12 protein-coding genes are annotated in these 15,576 nt (G+C 64.2%); all 12 read right to left on the reverse strand.

All coding sequences use genetic code 11. From position 1 onward, the window contains the following. Positions 1 to 10 precede the first annotated feature (10 nt). The gene (tssK, locus tag MUM_RS0124465; RefSeq protein WP_010175140.1) at positions 11 to 1,342 is read right to left on the reverse strand and encodes a type VI secretion system baseplate subunit TssK; all 1,332 of its coding nucleotides are present in this window, start codon (positions 1,340 to 1,342) and stop codon (positions 11 to 13) included. 9 nt (positions 1,343 to 1,351) lie between these two features. Continuing rightward, positions 1,352 to 2,773 (reverse strand): type VI secretion system-associated FHA domain protein TagH, encoded by a 1,422-nt coding sequence (gene tagH, locus MUM_RS0124470; RefSeq protein WP_010175142.1) that lies wholly within the window; start codon positions 2,771 to 2,773, stop codon positions 1,352 to 1,354. Continuing rightward, positions 2,763 to 4,724: a type VI secretion system Vgr family protein gene (locus MUM_RS0124475; protein ID WP_010175144.1), complete on the reverse strand. Its 1,962-nt coding sequence runs from the start codon at positions 4,722 to 4,724 to the stop codon at positions 2,763 to 2,765. Before MUM_RS0124475 ends, tagH begins: the two co-directional genes overlap by 11 nt. Positions 4,725 to 4,737: 13 nt before the next feature. Continuing rightward, positions 4,738 to 5,235 (reverse strand): GNAT family N-acetyltransferase, encoded by a 498-nt coding sequence (locus MUM_RS0124480; RefSeq protein ID WP_010175146.1) that lies wholly within the window; start codon positions 5,233 to 5,235, stop codon positions 4,738 to 4,740. Between the two features lie 224 nt (positions 5,236 to 5,459). Then, entirely contained in the window at positions 5,460 to 8,096 is a 2,637-nt protein-coding gene (gene tssH, locus MUM_RS0124485; RefSeq protein ID WP_010175148.1) for a type VI secretion system ATPase TssH, read from the reverse strand. Beyond that, positions 8,089 to 9,108 (reverse strand): type VI secretion system baseplate subunit TssG, encoded by a 1,020-nt coding sequence (gene tssG / locus MUM_RS0124490; protein ID WP_032882152.1) that lies wholly within the window; start codon positions 9,106 to 9,108, stop codon positions 8,089 to 8,091. The genes tssH and tssG overlap by 8 nt, the downstream gene beginning before the upstream one ends. After that, positions 9,093 to 10,970: a type VI secretion system baseplate subunit TssF gene (gene tssF, locus MUM_RS0124495; protein WP_010175153.1), complete on the reverse strand. Its 1,878-nt coding sequence runs from the start codon at positions 10,968 to 10,970 to the stop codon at positions 9,093 to 9,095. The genes tssG and tssF overlap by 16 nt, the downstream gene beginning before the upstream one ends. After that, complete coding sequence (gene tssE / locus MUM_RS0124500) at positions 10,967 to 11,476, reverse strand: type VI secretion system baseplate subunit TssE (protein WP_010175155.1); 510 nt, start codon at positions 11,474 to 11,476, stop codon at positions 10,967 to 10,969. Before tssE ends, tssF begins: the two co-directional genes overlap by 4 nt. A gap of 157 nt (positions 11,477 to 11,633) precedes the next feature. Beyond that, the gene (locus MUM_RS0124505; protein ID WP_010175157.1) at positions 11,634 to 12,116 is read right to left on the reverse strand and encodes a type VI secretion system tube protein Hcp; all 483 of its coding nucleotides are present in this window, start codon (positions 12,114 to 12,116) and stop codon (positions 11,634 to 11,636) included. A 33-nt stretch (positions 12,117 to 12,149) separates the two neighbouring features. Further along, entirely contained in the window at positions 12,150 to 13,649 is a 1,500-nt protein-coding gene (tssC, locus tag MUM_RS0124510) for a type VI secretion system contractile sheath large subunit (RefSeq protein WP_010175159.1), read from the reverse strand. Positions 13,650 to 13,728: 79 nt separating this feature from the next. Then, positions 13,729 to 14,229, reverse strand: coding sequence for a type VI secretion system contractile sheath small subunit (gene tssB, locus MUM_RS0124515; RefSeq protein WP_010175161.1), 501 nt, complete (start codon positions 14,227 to 14,229; stop codon positions 13,729 to 13,731). Between the two features lie 35 nt (positions 14,230 to 14,264). Beyond that, positions 14,265 to 15,287 carry a type VI secretion system protein TssA gene (tssA, locus tag MUM_RS0124520; RefSeq protein WP_010175163.1) on the reverse strand — a complete coding sequence of 341 codons (1,023 nt, stop codon included), beginning with the start codon at positions 15,285 to 15,287 and terminating at the stop codon, positions 14,265 to 14,267. Between the last annotated feature and the right edge of the window lie 289 nt (positions 15,288 to 15,576).

Raw genomic sequence — 15,576 nt, forward strand, 5'->3', positions numbered from 1 at the left:
TCACCTTGCCTTAGCGCCGAATGGCCCAGAACTGCATGTCCAGCCCCGGGAAGACCCCGGCGATGTGCATGGCAAACCCCGCCGAATTGCTCAGCTGTTGCCAATAGTCGCTGCTGCGGTCGAGTTCGAAATAGGTGAAGCCGGCGTGGAACGGCAGTTGCCGTGGCGCCACCGGCAGCGGGCGCAGGCCGATGCCCGGCAGTTGCAGGTTGACCAGGTCGCGGATCTTCTCTACCGAGCCGATCTTGACCTGCGGCGGGAAGCCGTTGCGCACGCTCTCGGCGGACATTTGCGCCTGCACCGCGAGGATGAACGTGGCCGAGCGCAGCAACTCCTGGTCGGGCAATACCGCCACGCGAATCCCGTATTGGCGCTCTTCCAGGGGAATCGCGATGGCGCGGGCGTCCATCACCGTCGACAGCGAGCGGCGCAGGTCGAGCATCACCGGGGCGAAGGTCTCGGCCAACGCGTCATGGCGATACACCGGGTAGGCCGAAGCACGCTTGTCGGCCTGGGTAAAGGTCGCCAGTTCGCCGGCCAGGGCCGTCAGGTCGCGGTACAACTGCTCCGGGTGCAGGCCGCGCATGGCCGCCAGGTGGCGCACCAACGGCTGGCTGCGGTTGAGCACTTGCAGCAGCAGGAAGTCGGCAATCTCCGCCGCGCCGCTGCCGTCCGGCCGGTTCAGGCGGGCCGCCAGGGCTTCACCGCGCTGCTGCAACAGGCCGAGCAATTCGTCGACAAATGCGCCCAGGCGCTCGGCGGCGCGGATGTCCAGGCAGGGCGGGCAATAATCGCGGTCGAGCACCACCGTTTTGTCGGCGCGTTTTTCCACCACATGGGCGATGCCGAGGGTGGTGTAGGCATCGGCCACGTCCCCTTCAAACGCCAGGCGCAGGCGCAGTTTGCCGATGCTCATCAGGGCGCTGCTGTCCAGGCCGTTGCTGTCCCAGGCTTCGTACTCACTGCTGCGGTGACGGGCGAAGTTTTCGAAGCCGGGGTTGTCGTCGACCTCGGCCACGCCGGGGCGCAGGCTCGGCAGCGCCAGCACCACCTTCAGGTCACGGGCGTCTGCGGGGATCTCCAGGGGCAGCGGCATTTCATCGTCGAACGGCTGGCCGACCGGCGTGCCATCGGGCAACACGCCGCTGTAGGACAGCAACGACAACTTCCCGAGGGCCAATTGCTGCGGGTCGATGTGCAGCGTTGAAAAACCATGGGCGTAGGCCCGCAAGGTGCCGACCCGGGCTTCAAGCTGGGCCTGCAAAAAACGGTCGTGTTGTTGCAGGTGCTGGGGTTGCAGCAACATGCCTTCGGACCAGACTACTTTGTTATTCCAGGACATAAATTCTTCTCATTGGCCGGTGCGCAACCGCGCGACCTGCTCTTCATAAGCCACCGAAAACAACTCACCGAACAGGCGCTGCAAGTCCTCGTCGGCATCCCGCGCGAGGTCCTCGTAGCGCTCCACCAGGCGGTCCCACAAGCGCGCCTTGCGCCGGGCCGGCATCCATTTGTCGAGGGCGCCGTGGGTGGTGTGTCGTTGCTCGACCCGGGCCGGGTCAAAACGCTGCACCACCGCGCCCAGCGCCGCTTTCATGCCGGCGATCACCGCCAGTTCGTGGGCCTTGAGGTCGTCGAATGCCGCGCCCATGGCCTTGACCGGGCGCATATAGGCCGGGGAATCGGCGGTGAGCATCTGGGTCAGGGCGCTGTGGGGGTCGGGGAAAAACTTCAGCGGGTTGTTGGAGTGGGCGCCGATCATGGTCATGTCGATATGACTTTCGCGCTTGGTCAAGGCGCGGGCCATCAGCACCGCCATGGTGCCGCCGGTGGCAGTGCGGAGCATTTCGCCGACCAGGTGGGCGAGTTCGACGGGGGTGCGGGTGGTGTGCAGGTTTTCCAGGCCGAGGCCTTGGAGCAGGGCCTGGAAGACGGCGTCGTCCCCGGTCGGCACTGCCCGCTCTTCTGTAGGAGCGAGCTTGCTCGCGAAAGGCTCAAGCGCGACACGTTCATCCTGCAAGCCCGCGTCATCGTTAACGTCCATCGCTGGCAAGCCGGCTCCTACAGGGAGTGTGGAGACACCCAGCAACGGGTCGTAGTCCTCCGGGATCACCTGCGCTTCCACCTGCATCACCGGCATCACAAACGCCTGCATCTGCGGCGCCACGTGGTCGCTTTCGGTGCCGCGAAACAGCGGTTCCACCCGTCCTGCCAGGTTCAACCCGAGCGGGTCAGACAGCGGCACGGCCCCGTCAAACAACGACTCACCCTCCAGAATCCGTGCCCCGGCCAGGGCGTCATGCAGCACCACCGGCGCCACCACCTCAGGCTCGCGATACACCTCCAGCGGTGGCAACGGTGCGGCCACGGGCGCAGGCGGCGGCACGAACAACGGCGGCAAAATGCGTGTGGCCAGGGCGTCGTCCTGCACCTCGGCCAGCGGTTGCTCCAGGCGCACTTCCAGCCCGTAATCTCCGATCACCAGGCGGTCGCCCTCCTCCAGCGCCCGCTCACGGCCATTGCCCAGCGGGCGTTCGTTGACCAGGCTGGGGTTGCTGCCGGTGTCGGTCAGGTAGAACTGCTCGCCGCGCCATTCGATGCGTGCGTGGATGCGGGAGATGTATTTGCCCGGGTCGTCCAGGGTCAGGTCGTTGTCCGGGCCACGGCCAATCGAACCGCCGGCGTCGGTAAACCGGCAGATCACGTCACCGGGCATGGCTTGATCGCGGTAGCTGCGGACCAGCAGAATCAAATTCACGGGGTTACTTGCCATCGTCGGCCTCCTTCGGTGGTAGCGGCACCCCGGCAGGGCCGGTGGCAGCGGTGAGCGCCAGCGCAGTCGCCGCAGAGGCGGCCTCGGGCAGCGGGATCGGAATGGTCGAGGCGATGATCATGGCCGGCGTGAGGGTCAGGAAGGTGCTGCCGACTTTCAGGGTGATGGTCGCCCCCGCCTCGATCACCACGTTCATGCCGCCCTTCATGTACATGTCCATGCCGGCCGTGACGCCGGTTTTCAGGCCGCCGTTGATGATCATGTTGGTGCCGGCCGACATCGAGACATCGCCGGTGGCTTTCTCATTGCGATGCCCGCCCACCGAAGAGTGCCGGTCGCCTCCGATCTTTTCCCGCAGGTCCTGGTCGACCTTGGAATGGCGGTCGCCACCGACCCAGTCCAGGGAGTCCTTGAGCACGCGCTGGTCGAGGTTTTTCTGGGCGTGCAGGAACACCTGCTCCGCACCTTTCTTGTCTTCAAAACGCAGCTCGTTGTAGCCACCGCCGCCCTTGGACGAGTTGCTCTTGAGCGTCGAGCGGGTAGCATTTTCCGGCAGGGTGTACGGCGGCATCGTCTCGGCGTTGTAGACGCTGCCGGTGACCAGCGGCTGATCCGGGTCGCCCTCCAGAAAGCTCACGATGACTTCCTGGCCGATGCGCGGGGTGAACAGGCTGCCCCAGCGTTTGCCGGCCCAGCCCTGGGCTACGCGAATCCAGCACGAGCTGTTTTCGTCCTGTTTGCCCTCGCGGTCCCAGTGGAACTGCACCTTGATCCGCCCGTATTTGTCGGTCCAGATTTCCTCGCCCTGCTTGCCCACCACCCTGGCGGTCTGCGGACCTTGCATCAGCGGTTTGCGACTGCTGCACGGCGCGCGAAACTGCTGCTGCCTGGACAAGGCGGTGAACTCGCAGGTCAGCACCGGCGCGGGATGGGCCGGTGGTGTCGGCTCGTAGGTGTCCGAGGACAACGCATAACGCGCCTCCAGCAACAGGAACTGGGCGTTCTGCTCGCTGCGCGGGTGTTCGGTCAGGGTCATCAGTGCCCCGGGAAACAAGCCCCGGGCACGGGTGGCACCGGTGACCCGCTGGGTGCCGGTGTGCAGGGACTCGATCAGCGTGCGCGCATAGGTTTCGCCCTGCTTGCGCCCGGTGTACTTGCCCGGATAGTCGTAGCGTTCGTGGCGCGCCTGCGGGTAGCTGCCGGCCAGCGTGGACTTGGCCAAGAGGTTGGCCGACGGCTTTTCAAAGTCGAAATCCTGCAAGGTGTAGCCACCCGGTTCCACGTCACCGCTCATGCGCCAGTCGTAGATCACTTCACTCTCGCGCATGGTGTGGTCTTCGGCGGGCATGAAGCGCACCTGGGCATACCCCGGTGCCGGTGAATGGGCGCCATAAGAGTCGGCCAGTACCAGGGTGTGGCGCCCGGCCGCGCTCTTGAAGAAGTAGTAGATGCCCTCCTGCTCCATCAGGCGGCTGACGAAATTGAAGTCGCTTTCGCGGTACTGCACGCAGTAGGTCAGCGCCTTGTAGCTGCCGCTCAGGCCCGAGGTATCGACATCGGCGATGGTGTACGGGGCGAACACCTGCCTGAGGATGTCCGGCACGCTCAGTTCCTGGAATATCCGGCAGTCAGTGGCCAGGGTCAAAAACCAGAGCCACGGACGCAACACCGCCCTGTACGTGGCAAAACGGCCCTGGCGTCCGGTAAACGAAAAGTGGCTGACGTGCCCGCTGAAATAGCGGCTGCCGCCCTTGGGCAGGTCCACCGCCACGCTCATCTGGGTTGCCAGCAGGTCGTCGATATTCAGGTCGGCGCGTTCGCTGTACAGCTCAAGCGTGTATTCGCTGAGCTGCGACAGGCCTTCCCGGGCCTGCATGCGCCGGAACAGCAGCACATCGGCGCCGAGCACGCTGGTGACCTGGATTTCGCGCCGGGTTTGGGTGGTTGCCATGGTGGTTTTCTACCTAGAGCGGTGTGGTCGGGCGGGAGTTGGGCACGCGGTAAATCATGCCGCCGTGCCCGCTCGCGACCCCGGGCAGCATCACAAAGCCCATCTTTTTCCAGAACGCACACGAGGCCGCATCCAGGGAGGTCAGGCGAATCTCGCAGTTGGGTTTGTTGCCGTAGTCACTGATCGCGTAGTCCATGCCAAACGCCGCCAGGGTCGAGCCCAGCCCGCTGCCCGCCACCCCGGCAAACACGTCTTCGATCTTCCAGGTGGGGCCTTCCTTGAACATCACCATCAACCCCACCGCGTCCTCGCCCTCATAGGCGGCGAAATACGCAACCTTGGCTTGCTCTTGCGGGGTGTCGTTGGAGCGTGCAGTGCTGATGGTGTTCATGGTCGCAATGACTTCCTGCGCGGCGGGCGACTCCGCCAGCATGCCGGCCTCGCCAAGGGCTTCGCGGAATGCTTGAAAGTCCACTTTGCGGCAGCTGAATGCACTATTGATCCGGGGCATCGTGTGTCTCCCTGAGAGTTGAGGAACGTAGACACAACAGCCGGGCGCACGGGTTTATTCCGTGGCGCCGCTGAGTGCTGTCTGCTTTATCTCTGTGGCGAGGGGGGTTGTCCCCCGCTGGGTTGCGTAGCGGCCCCAAAAAAGGCGGGAGCGCTGCGCACTCCAACGGGGGGCAAGCCCCCTCACCACAGGGCAAGCCCCCTCGCCACAGTTTTTTCTTTAGTTCACTGCTCCTCGAACACGTAAGCAAATTCACCGGCGTCTACGCTCACCTGCACCCGCGTCGCCGGCGTGCCCGCCAGCAGGCGGTTGAGGAATTCAGTGCTGATGGCCGGCAACATCGAGTTGGTCAGGATCGCGTCGATCATTCGCCCGCCGCTTTCCAGTTCGGTGCAGCGGCTGGCGATCAGGTGTACCACTTCGTCGCTGAAGGTGAACGGGATCTTGTGGCCTTCGCTGATGCGTTTTGCGATACGGCCCAATTGCAGGCGGATGATGCTGCCGAGCATGGCGTCGCTCAGCGGGTAATACGGGATCACCACCAGGCGCCCGAGCAAGGCAGGCGGGAACACTTCCAGCAGCGGCTCGCGCAACGCCCTGGCGATGTCATCCGGCGCGGGCATGGCCTGCGGGTCGCGGCACAGGCGGCTGATCAACGCGGTACCGGCGTTGGTGGTGAGCAGGATCAGGGTGTTCTTGAAGTCGATGATCCGGCCTTCGCCGTCTTCCATCCAGCCCTTGTCGAATACCTGGAAAAACAGCTCGTGCACATCCGGATGAGCCTTCTCCACCTCGTCCAGCAGCACCACACTGTAGGGCTTGCGCCGCACCGCTTCGGTCAGCACACCGCCCTCGCCGTACCCCACGTAACCCGGTGGCGCGCCCTTGAGGGTGGAGACGGTGTGGGCTTCCTGGTACTCGCTCATGTTGATGGTGATGACGTTCTGTTCACCGCCATACAACGACTCGGCCAATGCCAGCGCGGTTTCGGTCTTGCCCACGCCGGAGGTGCCGGCAAGCATGAACACGCCCACCGGTTTGCCGGGGTTGTCGAGGCCGGCGCGGGAGGTCTGGATGCGCCGGGCGATCATTTCCAGGGCGTGGTTTTGCCCGATGATGCGCTGGGACAAGCGATCCGCCAGGCGCAGCACGTTTTCGATTTCGTTCTTGACCATGCGGCCTACCGGAATGCCAGTCCAGTCCTGCACCACCGAGGCCACCGCCTGTTCGTCGACGCTGATCAGCACCAGTGGGTTTTCGCCCTGCTGCGCCGCCAGTTCGTCCTGCAGTTGACGTAACTCCGCCAGGCCGCCTTCACCCTCGGTGGCGTCTGCCAGTTGGCTGCGCAGGCGCAGAATCTGTTCCACCAGTGCCAGTTCGTTGTCCCAGCGGCTTTCCAGCCCATCCAGGCGTTCGCGCTCAGTCACCCACAACGCCTCGACGGACGCGCGACGGCTGACGGTATCGACGCCAATCGCAGTTTCGCGCTCGATGATCGCCAGTTCGGTTTCCAGGGATTCAATCCGGCGGCGGCTGTCATCCACCTCGGCTGGCGTGGCGTGCAGGCTGATGGCGACGCGGGCACAGGCGGTGTCGATCAGGCTGACAGCCTTGTCTGGCAACTGGCGCGCCGGGATGTAGCGGTTGGACAAACGCACCGCCGCTTCCAGGGCCGAGTCGAGAATCTGCACCTGATGGTGCTGCTGCATGGTCTGGGCGATGCCCCGCAGCATCAACAACGCGCGGGCTTCGTCCGGCTCATCGACCTGCACGGTCTGGAAACGCCGGGTCAGGGCCGGGTCCTTTTCGATGTGCTTTTTGTACTCGGCAAAGGTGGTGGCGCCGACAGTACGCAAGGTGCCACGGGCCAGCGCAGGCTTGAGCAGGTTGGCCGCATCGCCCGTCCCGGCGGCACCGCCGGCGCCCACCAGGGTGTGGGTTTCGTCGATAAACAACACCACCGGTTTGACGCTGGCCTGCACCTCGTCGATCACTGAACGCAGGCGCTGTTCGAACTCACCTTTCATGCTCGCCCCGGCCTGCAGCAAGCCCACGTCGAGGGCCAGCAATTGCACGTCCCTGAGGCTCGGCGGCACGTCGCCCCGGGCGATGCGCTGGGCAAAACCTTCGACCACAGCGGTTTTGCCCACGCCGGCCTCGCCCACCAGGATCGGGTTGTTCTGGCGCCGGCGCATCAGGATGTCGATCACCTGGCGAATCTCTTCGTCGCGGCCGACGATCGGGTCCATCTTCGAATCTCGCGCCTGCGCGGTGAGGTCGACGGTAAAGCGCTTCAGCGCTTCCTGCTTGCCCATGGCCGCCGGGGCCAGGGCGCCGGTGTCTTCACCGGGCACCTGGAAACCATCGCTGGCGGTCATCTGCGCCTCGGGCGAGTCCTTGAGCAGTGCGCAGAATTGTTCGCTCAGGTCTTCGATGCCGATCTTGTTGAACTCCCGGGACACGCCATACAGGCCATTGCGCAAGCCCGGGGTTTTCAGCAGCGCCAGCAGCAAATGCCCGGAGCGCACCTGGGACTCGCCGAACATCAGGGTCGCGTAGACCCATGCGCGCTCCACCGCCTCCTCCACCTGGGACGACAGGTCAGTGACCGAGGTCGAGCCACGGGGCAGGCGGTCCAGGGCGGCCGTCAGGTCACGGGCCAGCACCGCCGGGTCAAGCGAGTAATGCCGGATCAGGCGCTGCAGGTCGGAGTCGGTCAGTTGCAGGATCTGCTGCAACCAGTGCACCAGTTCCACGTAGGGGTTGCCGCGCATCTTGCAGAACACGGTACTGCTTTCAATCGCCCGGTAGCACAGGCTGTTGAGTTTGCCGAAGAGCGCGACGCGACTGATATCAGCCATGGGCAGGTCCTTGAGAAGTGTGAGAAATGCGCGGGTTGATCAGCAATTGCCGGTCATCCGCCAGGGGCGCCTTGCTGCTCAGCCAACTGGTCCAGCCCAACGGCGCAGACCCCAGGCGCAAGCCAGGCAGTTGTTCTTTCTTGACGATCAGGTTCACGTCCCAGTCCATGGCCAGGCCGACGTACTGGCGCACCCAGTCCTGCACGCGCTTGAGGCTGTCGCCCCCCGGCAGCAGGCGGCGGGTCTGTTCCAGGTCCAGCGGGCCGATCAACAGGCGGAATTTGTGTTGGGTGTTCCAGACTTTCTTGCCCATCACCGTGGTCTGGCCCAACACCGGCGCGTCGGGCCCGCCGCGCAGGGCGCACAGGCCATCGGCGGGCAAGGTCATCCAGTGGCCGACGAATTGCTCGACCTGCACCGGCACTTGCAGGTAGTCCGTCAGCAATGCCGCCAGGCCACCGGCATTGCGGGTCTGCGGGCCCAGGCGCCCGGCGAAATGCAGCTTGGCCACGTCCGGCACCGTGTCGCGGCCCAGCAGCGACGGCATGCCGATGCCGATCAGTGAACCCAGGTACTGCGCAAAGCGGTCCGCCTGCGGACGGTCCAGGCTCACGGCCGGCTGGGCGCTGGCCCAGGCGCGGTAGAACAGGCTGATCAGCCGGTGATGGAACACGTCGCAGAACGCCGCCAGGGTCGGGTCATTGAGGTTGCGCTGGCGGTCGCGAATGTATTCGCTCAGGTGAATCGGCAACGGCCCGTTCGCCCCCAGCAAACCGAAAAAATTCAGCAGCAGTTTCGGCGTGGCGCCCGGCGTGAGGCTGGCGATCATTGCCGGCTCGAATGCCAGGGACGGTTGCTGGCCGAAACGCACCGCTTCATCCGCCGGGCGCGCCGCCTGGCCGATGCGTGGCAGGTGCGGGAAGGCACACTCCAGCTGACGCAGGGCCCCGTGAAAATCGAACCGCGCCGGGTGCGCTTCCAGGGCGCTGAGCAGGCTCAGAGGATCTCGCATCGCCCCACCCTCGCCGGCCACTGCATGATCACCCCACGGGCGGTGCCTTTGATCACCGTCTCAGTGAAGGAATTAAGCGACACGTATTTGGCAAAAAACTGCTCCAGCACCGAACCGAGGATAAACACGCCGCTGCCTTCAAACGCTGATTCGTCGAGGGTCACGCTGATCTGCAAGCCACGGCCATAGGTGATTGGCCCCGGCAACGGCAGACGGCGCACGATGCTTTCGGCACTGACCGAACGCAGGCCTTCGATCTGCTTGTGGGCGGCTTCGTCGTCAATCCGGCAATACAGGCGCAGCAGGTCACGCAAGGCGCTGGCGCCCTGCTCCTTGTCCTGATCGAGCAACGACAAGTAGTTGAGGGATAAGTGGCTGACCAGCCGCCAGGCCGTTTCACCTTCGGCAAACGACGGCGCCGGCACCGTGGGCCCGGCCACGCACCGCACGGCCTGCACCGGCGCGCCAGACTCCACGCTGAAGTCGGTCTTGCCGCTGCCCACCGGCATGCTGAGCACCAGGTCACGGTTGCTGCACAGGGTGTCGATGCCCAATTGGCGCAGGCTGCTGCGGTGCGGCGCCTCCTGGGCGTCCACCAGGGACAGGAACAATTCGCTTCCGATGTAGCTGGAGCGCGGGCCCTGGCGGCGTTGTTGTTCCGAGAGCAGCCGCGTGTCCCGGCGCACCTGGTAAAACGCCTTGGGCGGCGTGCGCGCATGCAGGTCGTTGGCCCGGTAGAACGACTCGAACGTCTGGCTCGCCTCGGCGCCGCTGCCATAACCGGTGACGCCTTCGACCTGGTAAATCTCGTAGTCCATCGGCCGGGTGCGGTCGGGGATCACGTGGTATTCCGACTGCTGGTCCGACAGGTGCACACGCTCGGTGCGCATCGGGAACAGGTTGATCGCCGGGGTGCAATACAGCCCGAAGTTGGCGGCGTTGAGGTTCTGTTCCAGCAGCGGGTCGAGCTTCTTGAACAACACAATCACGTCCAGTTGTTCCGCGGTGCAGCGGCTCACGCTGCTGGCCAGCCCGCCCAGCTCGGCAAACAGGAAACGCTGGGGCATGGCGAAGTACTCCTGCAACAACCGATAGCCCTGGAACGACCGGGCGCCGGTGGGCAGCAAAGCTTCTTCGTCGCTGTAGCCGAGGCCGCGAATCGCGGTCCTGGGCAGGAACTGGTGCCAGTCCACATGCTCCTGCACCGGCATCACCAGCACCCCGGCGGCCTGGGCCAGCATTTGTTCGAGGATGCGCGAAGGCAAGGCTTCGCCGCCACGGATGTGCAGCGCCAGCGTGTCCAGGGCCAGGTCGCTGAAGGTCATCCCGGCGCCTGCGCGCAACCGCAGGCGCAGCGCGGCCTTCACCCCGCCGAGGCGCGCCAGGTCGATGCCCGCGACCTGGCTGCCACAGGCAAAGTACCGCGCCTCGGCCAGCTCCACCGGCCACAGGGTCACGTCATGGGCGGTGCGAAACTCGCAGGCAGTCTGGTCGCCTTTGCCCAACTGGCTGTGCAGGGCCGTGCCACGCGGCACCTTGAAGCCGGCGGCCAGGCTGCCCTCGCTCATGTCCGGCTGCAATTGCACCACCGCCATTGACGGCGTGGGCGCGAGGTATTGCGGGTACACCAGCTCCAGCAGGTGATTGGTAAAGCGCGGGAACTCGGCGTCAATTTTCAGTTGCACCCGCGCGGCCAGGAAGCTGAACCCTTCCAGCAGGCGCTCGACGTAAGGGTCGGCGCACGCGTAGGTTTCCAGCCCCAGGCGGCCGGCCACCTTGGGGTAGTCACGGGCAAATTCACCGCCGACTTCCCGCAGGTGGGCCAGTTCACGTTCGTAATAGCGCAGCAGTTTGGCGTTCACCGCACGTCCCTTGTCTCGATATCGAAGACCCTGGCTTCACCGGCTTCCAGGTCCAGTTCAGTCTTCAGGTACAGGCGCTCGGGCAGCGGTTGGCCCCAGAGTTCGCCGTGGATTTCAAAGGCCATCTGGTTGGGGATGGCGCTGGTGCCCAGCGGCACCACACGCAGGCTGTCGCGCAGGATCCGGGGTTCGAAATCCCAGATGGCCTGGCGGATGCGCCGGGCCAGTTCTTCACGGTCGAGGCCGGCGGCGGTCTTGCCGGACAAATCCGGCAAGCCAAAATTGATGACCGATTGCGCGGCCAGGGGGTGACCACCGAGCTCACGAAAGCTGCCCAGGCTGGTGCTGTTGAGCAGCCAGCCCAGATCGCGCAGCACCGCCTTGCGCAGGCCGGTCATGGACAAGATGCGCTTGTCACGGGGCTCCACGGCGTGTTCGGTGTCGTCATCGCTCAGGCGATCGAGCAAGGACGGCTGCAGGCGTTCGCGGCTGGTGAGTTCAGCCATGGGGTTGGCCTTGAATCGGGGTCATATGAATCTCCATCACTTGAACGCGCCACCTTGCGGGAGCCGGATTGCCGGCGATGGCCATCTCGAGAACACCGAACGGTTCAACGGCCTCATCGCCGGCAAGCCGGCTCCTACAGGGGGGGCGGCAGCGGGGTCAGATTTTGGCGTTGGCTTCCAGGTCCCACTTCTTCGGTGTGCCGGTGATCACGGTGTCGCCGGTGAAGGAGTCGTACTCGTAGCTGATGGTGGTGAAGTTGATGGAGATGGTTTCGCTCGGGCGTTCGCCGTTACTGCTGGCGGAGTAGGAGCTGATGATGGCTTTGCCCAGGATGATCTTGAGGAACACCTGTTGCTTCTTGTCCGGGCCGCCGGTCTGGATGAAGTGGATCTCGGCATCCCCCAGGCTCTTGCCGCACACCGCTTCCATGAACAGGTCGGCCGAGGCCAGGTCGGTGGCCTTGGTCAGGGAGATTTCCGAGAACGACGGGTTGCTGGTGTCACGGTCGGCACCGCCGCCGCTGGTGGAAATCGCCCGGCCGACGCCCATCTGGATCGCGTCGATGGTGATCCAGTCCTTGTGCGCCTCGACAGTGGAAGTGCCTTTGATTTGTTTGCCTTTGAAGTTAAGCAGGATCATGGTCAGTACCTTGGTTGGGGTAGGAAGGTGTTATCAGGAAGCCTTGGTCGACGGCAGTTTGGAGACCAGGCGCAGGGACACGGTCAAGCCTTCGAGCTGGTAGTGCGGGCGCAGGAAGAACTTGGCGCCGTAGTAACCCGGGTTGCCTTCGATCTCTTCCACCACCACTTCCGCGCCGGCCAGGGGTTTGCGGGCCTTGTCGGCGTCGGTGGCAGTGGCCGGGTTGTGCTCCACGTAGCGGCCGATCCAGTTGTTGAGCCACACCTGCATGTCGTTGCGCTCTTTGAACGAGCCGATCTTGTCGCGCACGATGCACTTCAAGTAGTGGGCGAAACGGCAGGTGGCAAACAGGTACGGCAGGCGCGCGGCCAGGTTGGCGTTGGCAGTGGCGTCCGGGTCGTCGTACTCGGCGGGTTTGTGCATCGACTGGGCGCCAATGAACGCCGCCAGGTCGCTGTTTTTCTTGTGCACCAGGGGCATGAAACCGTTCTTCGCCAGCTCCGCTTCACGGCGGTCGCTGATGGCGATTTCGGTGGGGCAGGTCATGTCGACGCCACCGTCATCCGTGGGGAAGGTGTGCACCGGCAAGCCTTCCACCGCGCCCCCGGACTCGATGCCGCGAATCTGCGAGCACCAGCCGTAATGCTTGAACGAGCGGTTGATGTTCACGGCCATGGCGTAGGCCGCGTTGGCCCAGGTGAAATCCCGGGAGCCGGCGCTGTCGGTGGTTTCTTCGAAGTCGAAATCTTCCACCGGGTTGGTCTTGGCGCCATAGGGTGCGCGGGACAGGAAGCGCGGCATCGCCAGGCCCACATAACGCGAGTCTTCACTGGCACGGAAGCTGCGCCAGGCGGCGTGTTCCGGGGTCTGGAAGATCTTGGTCAGGTCCCGCGGGTTGGCCAGTTCCTGCCAGGACTCCATCAGCATCACGCTGGGGTCGGCGGCGGTGATCAACGGGCAGTGGGCGGCGGCGCTGACCCGAGCCATCTGGGTCAGCAGCTCCACATCCGGCGCGCTGTTGTTGAAGTAGTAGTCGGCCACGAACGCACCGTAGGGTTCACCGCCGAACTGGCCGTATTCCTCTTCGTAGAGCTTCTTGAAAATCGGGCTCTGGTCCCAGGCCACGCCCTTGAACTTGCGCAGGGTCTTGTGCACTTCGTTCTTGGAAATATTCATCACCCGAATCTTCAGCGACTCGTCGGTCTCGGTGTTGTTGACCAGGTAATGCAGGCCGCGCCAGGCACTTTCCACGCCCTGGAATTCCTCATGATGGAGGATGTGATTGACCTGCTCGGTGAGCTTCTGGTCGAGGGCGGCGATCAGCCCTTCGATGGTGCCCAGCACGTCATTGGACAGCAGGTGCGTGCCTTGCAGCGCCTGCTCGGCCAGGGTGCGCACGGCGGTTTCCACCGCTTCCTTGGCCTTGTCGGTCTTGGGCTTGAACTCTTTTTGCAGGAGGCTGGCGAAGTCGCCGGCATCAAAGGCGGCGGCGCCTTGTGGCAGTCCTGACTGTTCCGATTGCGTAGTGGACATGACGGTATCCTTGAATTTTGGGCAAAAGCGTCCCCGTACCGGGGCAAACGAGGCACCGGCAGAGTCAGCAAAAAATCAATTACTCGGGTTGTTGGGGCGCGCTGCTCAGCGCTTGCATCACCGCAGGATCGCTCAACAGCTTGGCGATCAATTCTTCAGCGCCGACCTTGCCGTCCATGTACGTCAGCAGGTTCGACAACTGGCTGCGGGCGGTCAGCAACTGATTGAGGCTCGGCACCTTGCGGGCGATGGCGGCCGGGGTGAAGTCGTCCATGCTTTCGAAGGTGATCTCCACCGGCAGGTTGCCTTCGCCGGTCAGGGTGTTGGGCACCTGGAACGCCACCCGTGGCTTCATCGACTTGAGGCGGTCGTCGAAATTGTCGATATCGACTTCCAGGAACTTGCGCTCGGCCACCGGCGGCAACGGCTCGGCGGGTTTGCCCGAGAGGTCGGAAAACACGCCCATGACGAAGGGCAACTGCACGGTCTTTTCCGCGCCGTAGATTTCCACGTCGTATTCGATCTGGACGCGTGGTGCGCGGTTGCGAGCGATGAACTTTTGACTGCTTTCTTTGGCCACGGGATAGCTCCAGTGTGAGGGTTGATAGGGGAAGGTCAGTCGTTGCCGGGGCGGATACCGCTGACCAGCGCCAGTTGTGCAAGGCCGTCGGGGGCGAGGTCTTGCAGCAATTCCATGAAGTTCTTGTCGATCAGTTTCTTCGCCCGCTGCAGCAGGAACGGCACGGGGCTGGCGGGTTCGTGGGTGTTGAAATAGGCGCACAGGCGGTCGATGGCCTGGCGCGCGTCTTCGCGGTTGTTGATCTCGCCTCTGGCCGGCTGTGGGGCTGCGGCGGTTGCCGGGTGAGCGTCGATGCTGGTTGCCGGGCTTTCCCTTTCAGGCAAGCGGCGGCGTACGGCTTCGGCGGCGCGGCGCAGTACGTTGGCCAGGCCGCTGAGGTCAATGGCGCGCCCCACGCCGACGTTTTCCGTGAGGCGTTGTTCGATGTGCTGGCTGCGTTGCAGGGCTTCGGTGAGGGCGGCTTCGATGCCACGCAGGGTGTCGGGATCGGCTTCGGCGAATGCGCCATCGATAAGGGCCAGAGTGTCGCTGCTGCCCTGCTCGCCGCTGGCCTGGTCGAGGTCACGCAGGCTGAATTGGCCGAGGCTGCGGGCGCTGACCAGTGGGGTGTCGAGGAGGTCGCGCAACAAACCGGTGGGTTCGCACAGGGAGGCCAGGATATTGATGCGCAGCAGGGGGTCGTGGTCGTCGTTCGGGTCGAGCTGTGGGTGCAGGCCGTCCCAGCAGTGGGTCAGCAGGGCTTCGATCAGGCCCAGGCCGGCGTTGAGGCCGTGGATGCCATGCAGGTTGAGCTCGGCGCGGGTGAGCCACATGGCCAGGCGCAGGTCCCGGCTGCGTTGCATCAGGGGCAAGGCCAGGGACGCGACGAGTTTCCAGTTGGGCTCGATGGCCTGGGTGATGGTGTCGCCGTATTGGACCTCGGGTTTGCCCAGGGCTTCTTCTTCCAGCAGGAGGAAGTCGGGGTCGTATTCGACGTTCTCGCCACAGGGGGCGGTGTCGCCCATCGTGTGGGCCAGCGCTGTGAAATCAAGGGGTTGCGCTTGGGTGGAGAGGTCCATCGTACTGCCCTCGTTGAAGATGTTCTGGGGATAGAACGGGCGAGGGTTTGGGTTTATTCCCCTTGGGTTGAAAAAATCTTGGGTGGGGTGGTTTTGGGGGTTGGGTGTATATCCGTTATTTGGGTGATGGCTGATATGGGTTCCGCTCTTACAGCGGGTCACTTTTGGAAAAGAGCCCCAAAAGTAACCAAAAGGGCTCTTGCCCCACCACTCGGCACCTCGCCTAGGCTCGGTGTGCCCTCTCTCCGGTACTACTCCGCTGAGACTGCCAAGGCACACAGGGGATAGG

Origin of the sequence: Pseudomonas sp. PAMC 25886 (assembly GCF_000242655.1) — a bacterium.
GTDB lineage: Bacteria > Pseudomonadota > Gammaproteobacteria > Pseudomonadales > Pseudomonadaceae > Aquipseudomonas.

Coding starts and splice junctions, on each gene's coding strand:
- tssK (WP_010175140.1), bottom strand. CDS start 1,342: ATGTCCTGGAATAACAAAGTAGTCTGGTCCGAAGGCATGTTGCTGCAA.
- tagH (WP_010175142.1), bottom strand. CDS start 2,773: ATGGCAAGTAACCCCGTGAATTTGATTCTGCTGGTCCGCAGCTACCGC.
- MUM_RS0124475 (WP_010175144.1), bottom strand. CDS start 4,724: ATGGCAACCACCCAAACCCGGCGCGAAATCCAGGTCACCAGCGTGCTC.
- MUM_RS0124480 (WP_010175146.1), bottom strand. CDS start 5,235: ATGCCCCGGATCAATAGTGCATTCAGCTGCCGCAAAGTGGACTTTCAA.
- tssH (WP_010175148.1), bottom strand. CDS start 8,096: ATGGCTGATATCAGTCGCGTCGCGCTCTTCGGCAAACTCAACAGCCTG.
- tssG (WP_032882152.1), bottom strand. CDS start 9,108: ATGCGAGATCCTCTGAGCCTGCTCAGCGCCCTGGAAGCGCACCCGGCG.
- tssE (WP_010175155.1), bottom strand. CDS start 11,476: ATGGCTGAACTCACCAGCCGCGAACGCCTGCAGCCGTCCTTGCTCGAT.
- MUM_RS0124505 (WP_010175157.1), bottom strand. CDS start 12,116: ATGATCCTGCTTAACTTCAAAGGCAAACAAATCAAAGGCACTTCCACT.
- tssC (WP_010175159.1), bottom strand. CDS start 13,649: ATGTCCACTACGCAATCGGAACAGTCAGGACTGCCACAAGGCGCCGCC.
- tssA (WP_010175163.1), bottom strand. CDS start 15,287: ATGGACCTCTCCACCCAAGCGCAACCCCTTGATTTCACAGCGCTGGCC.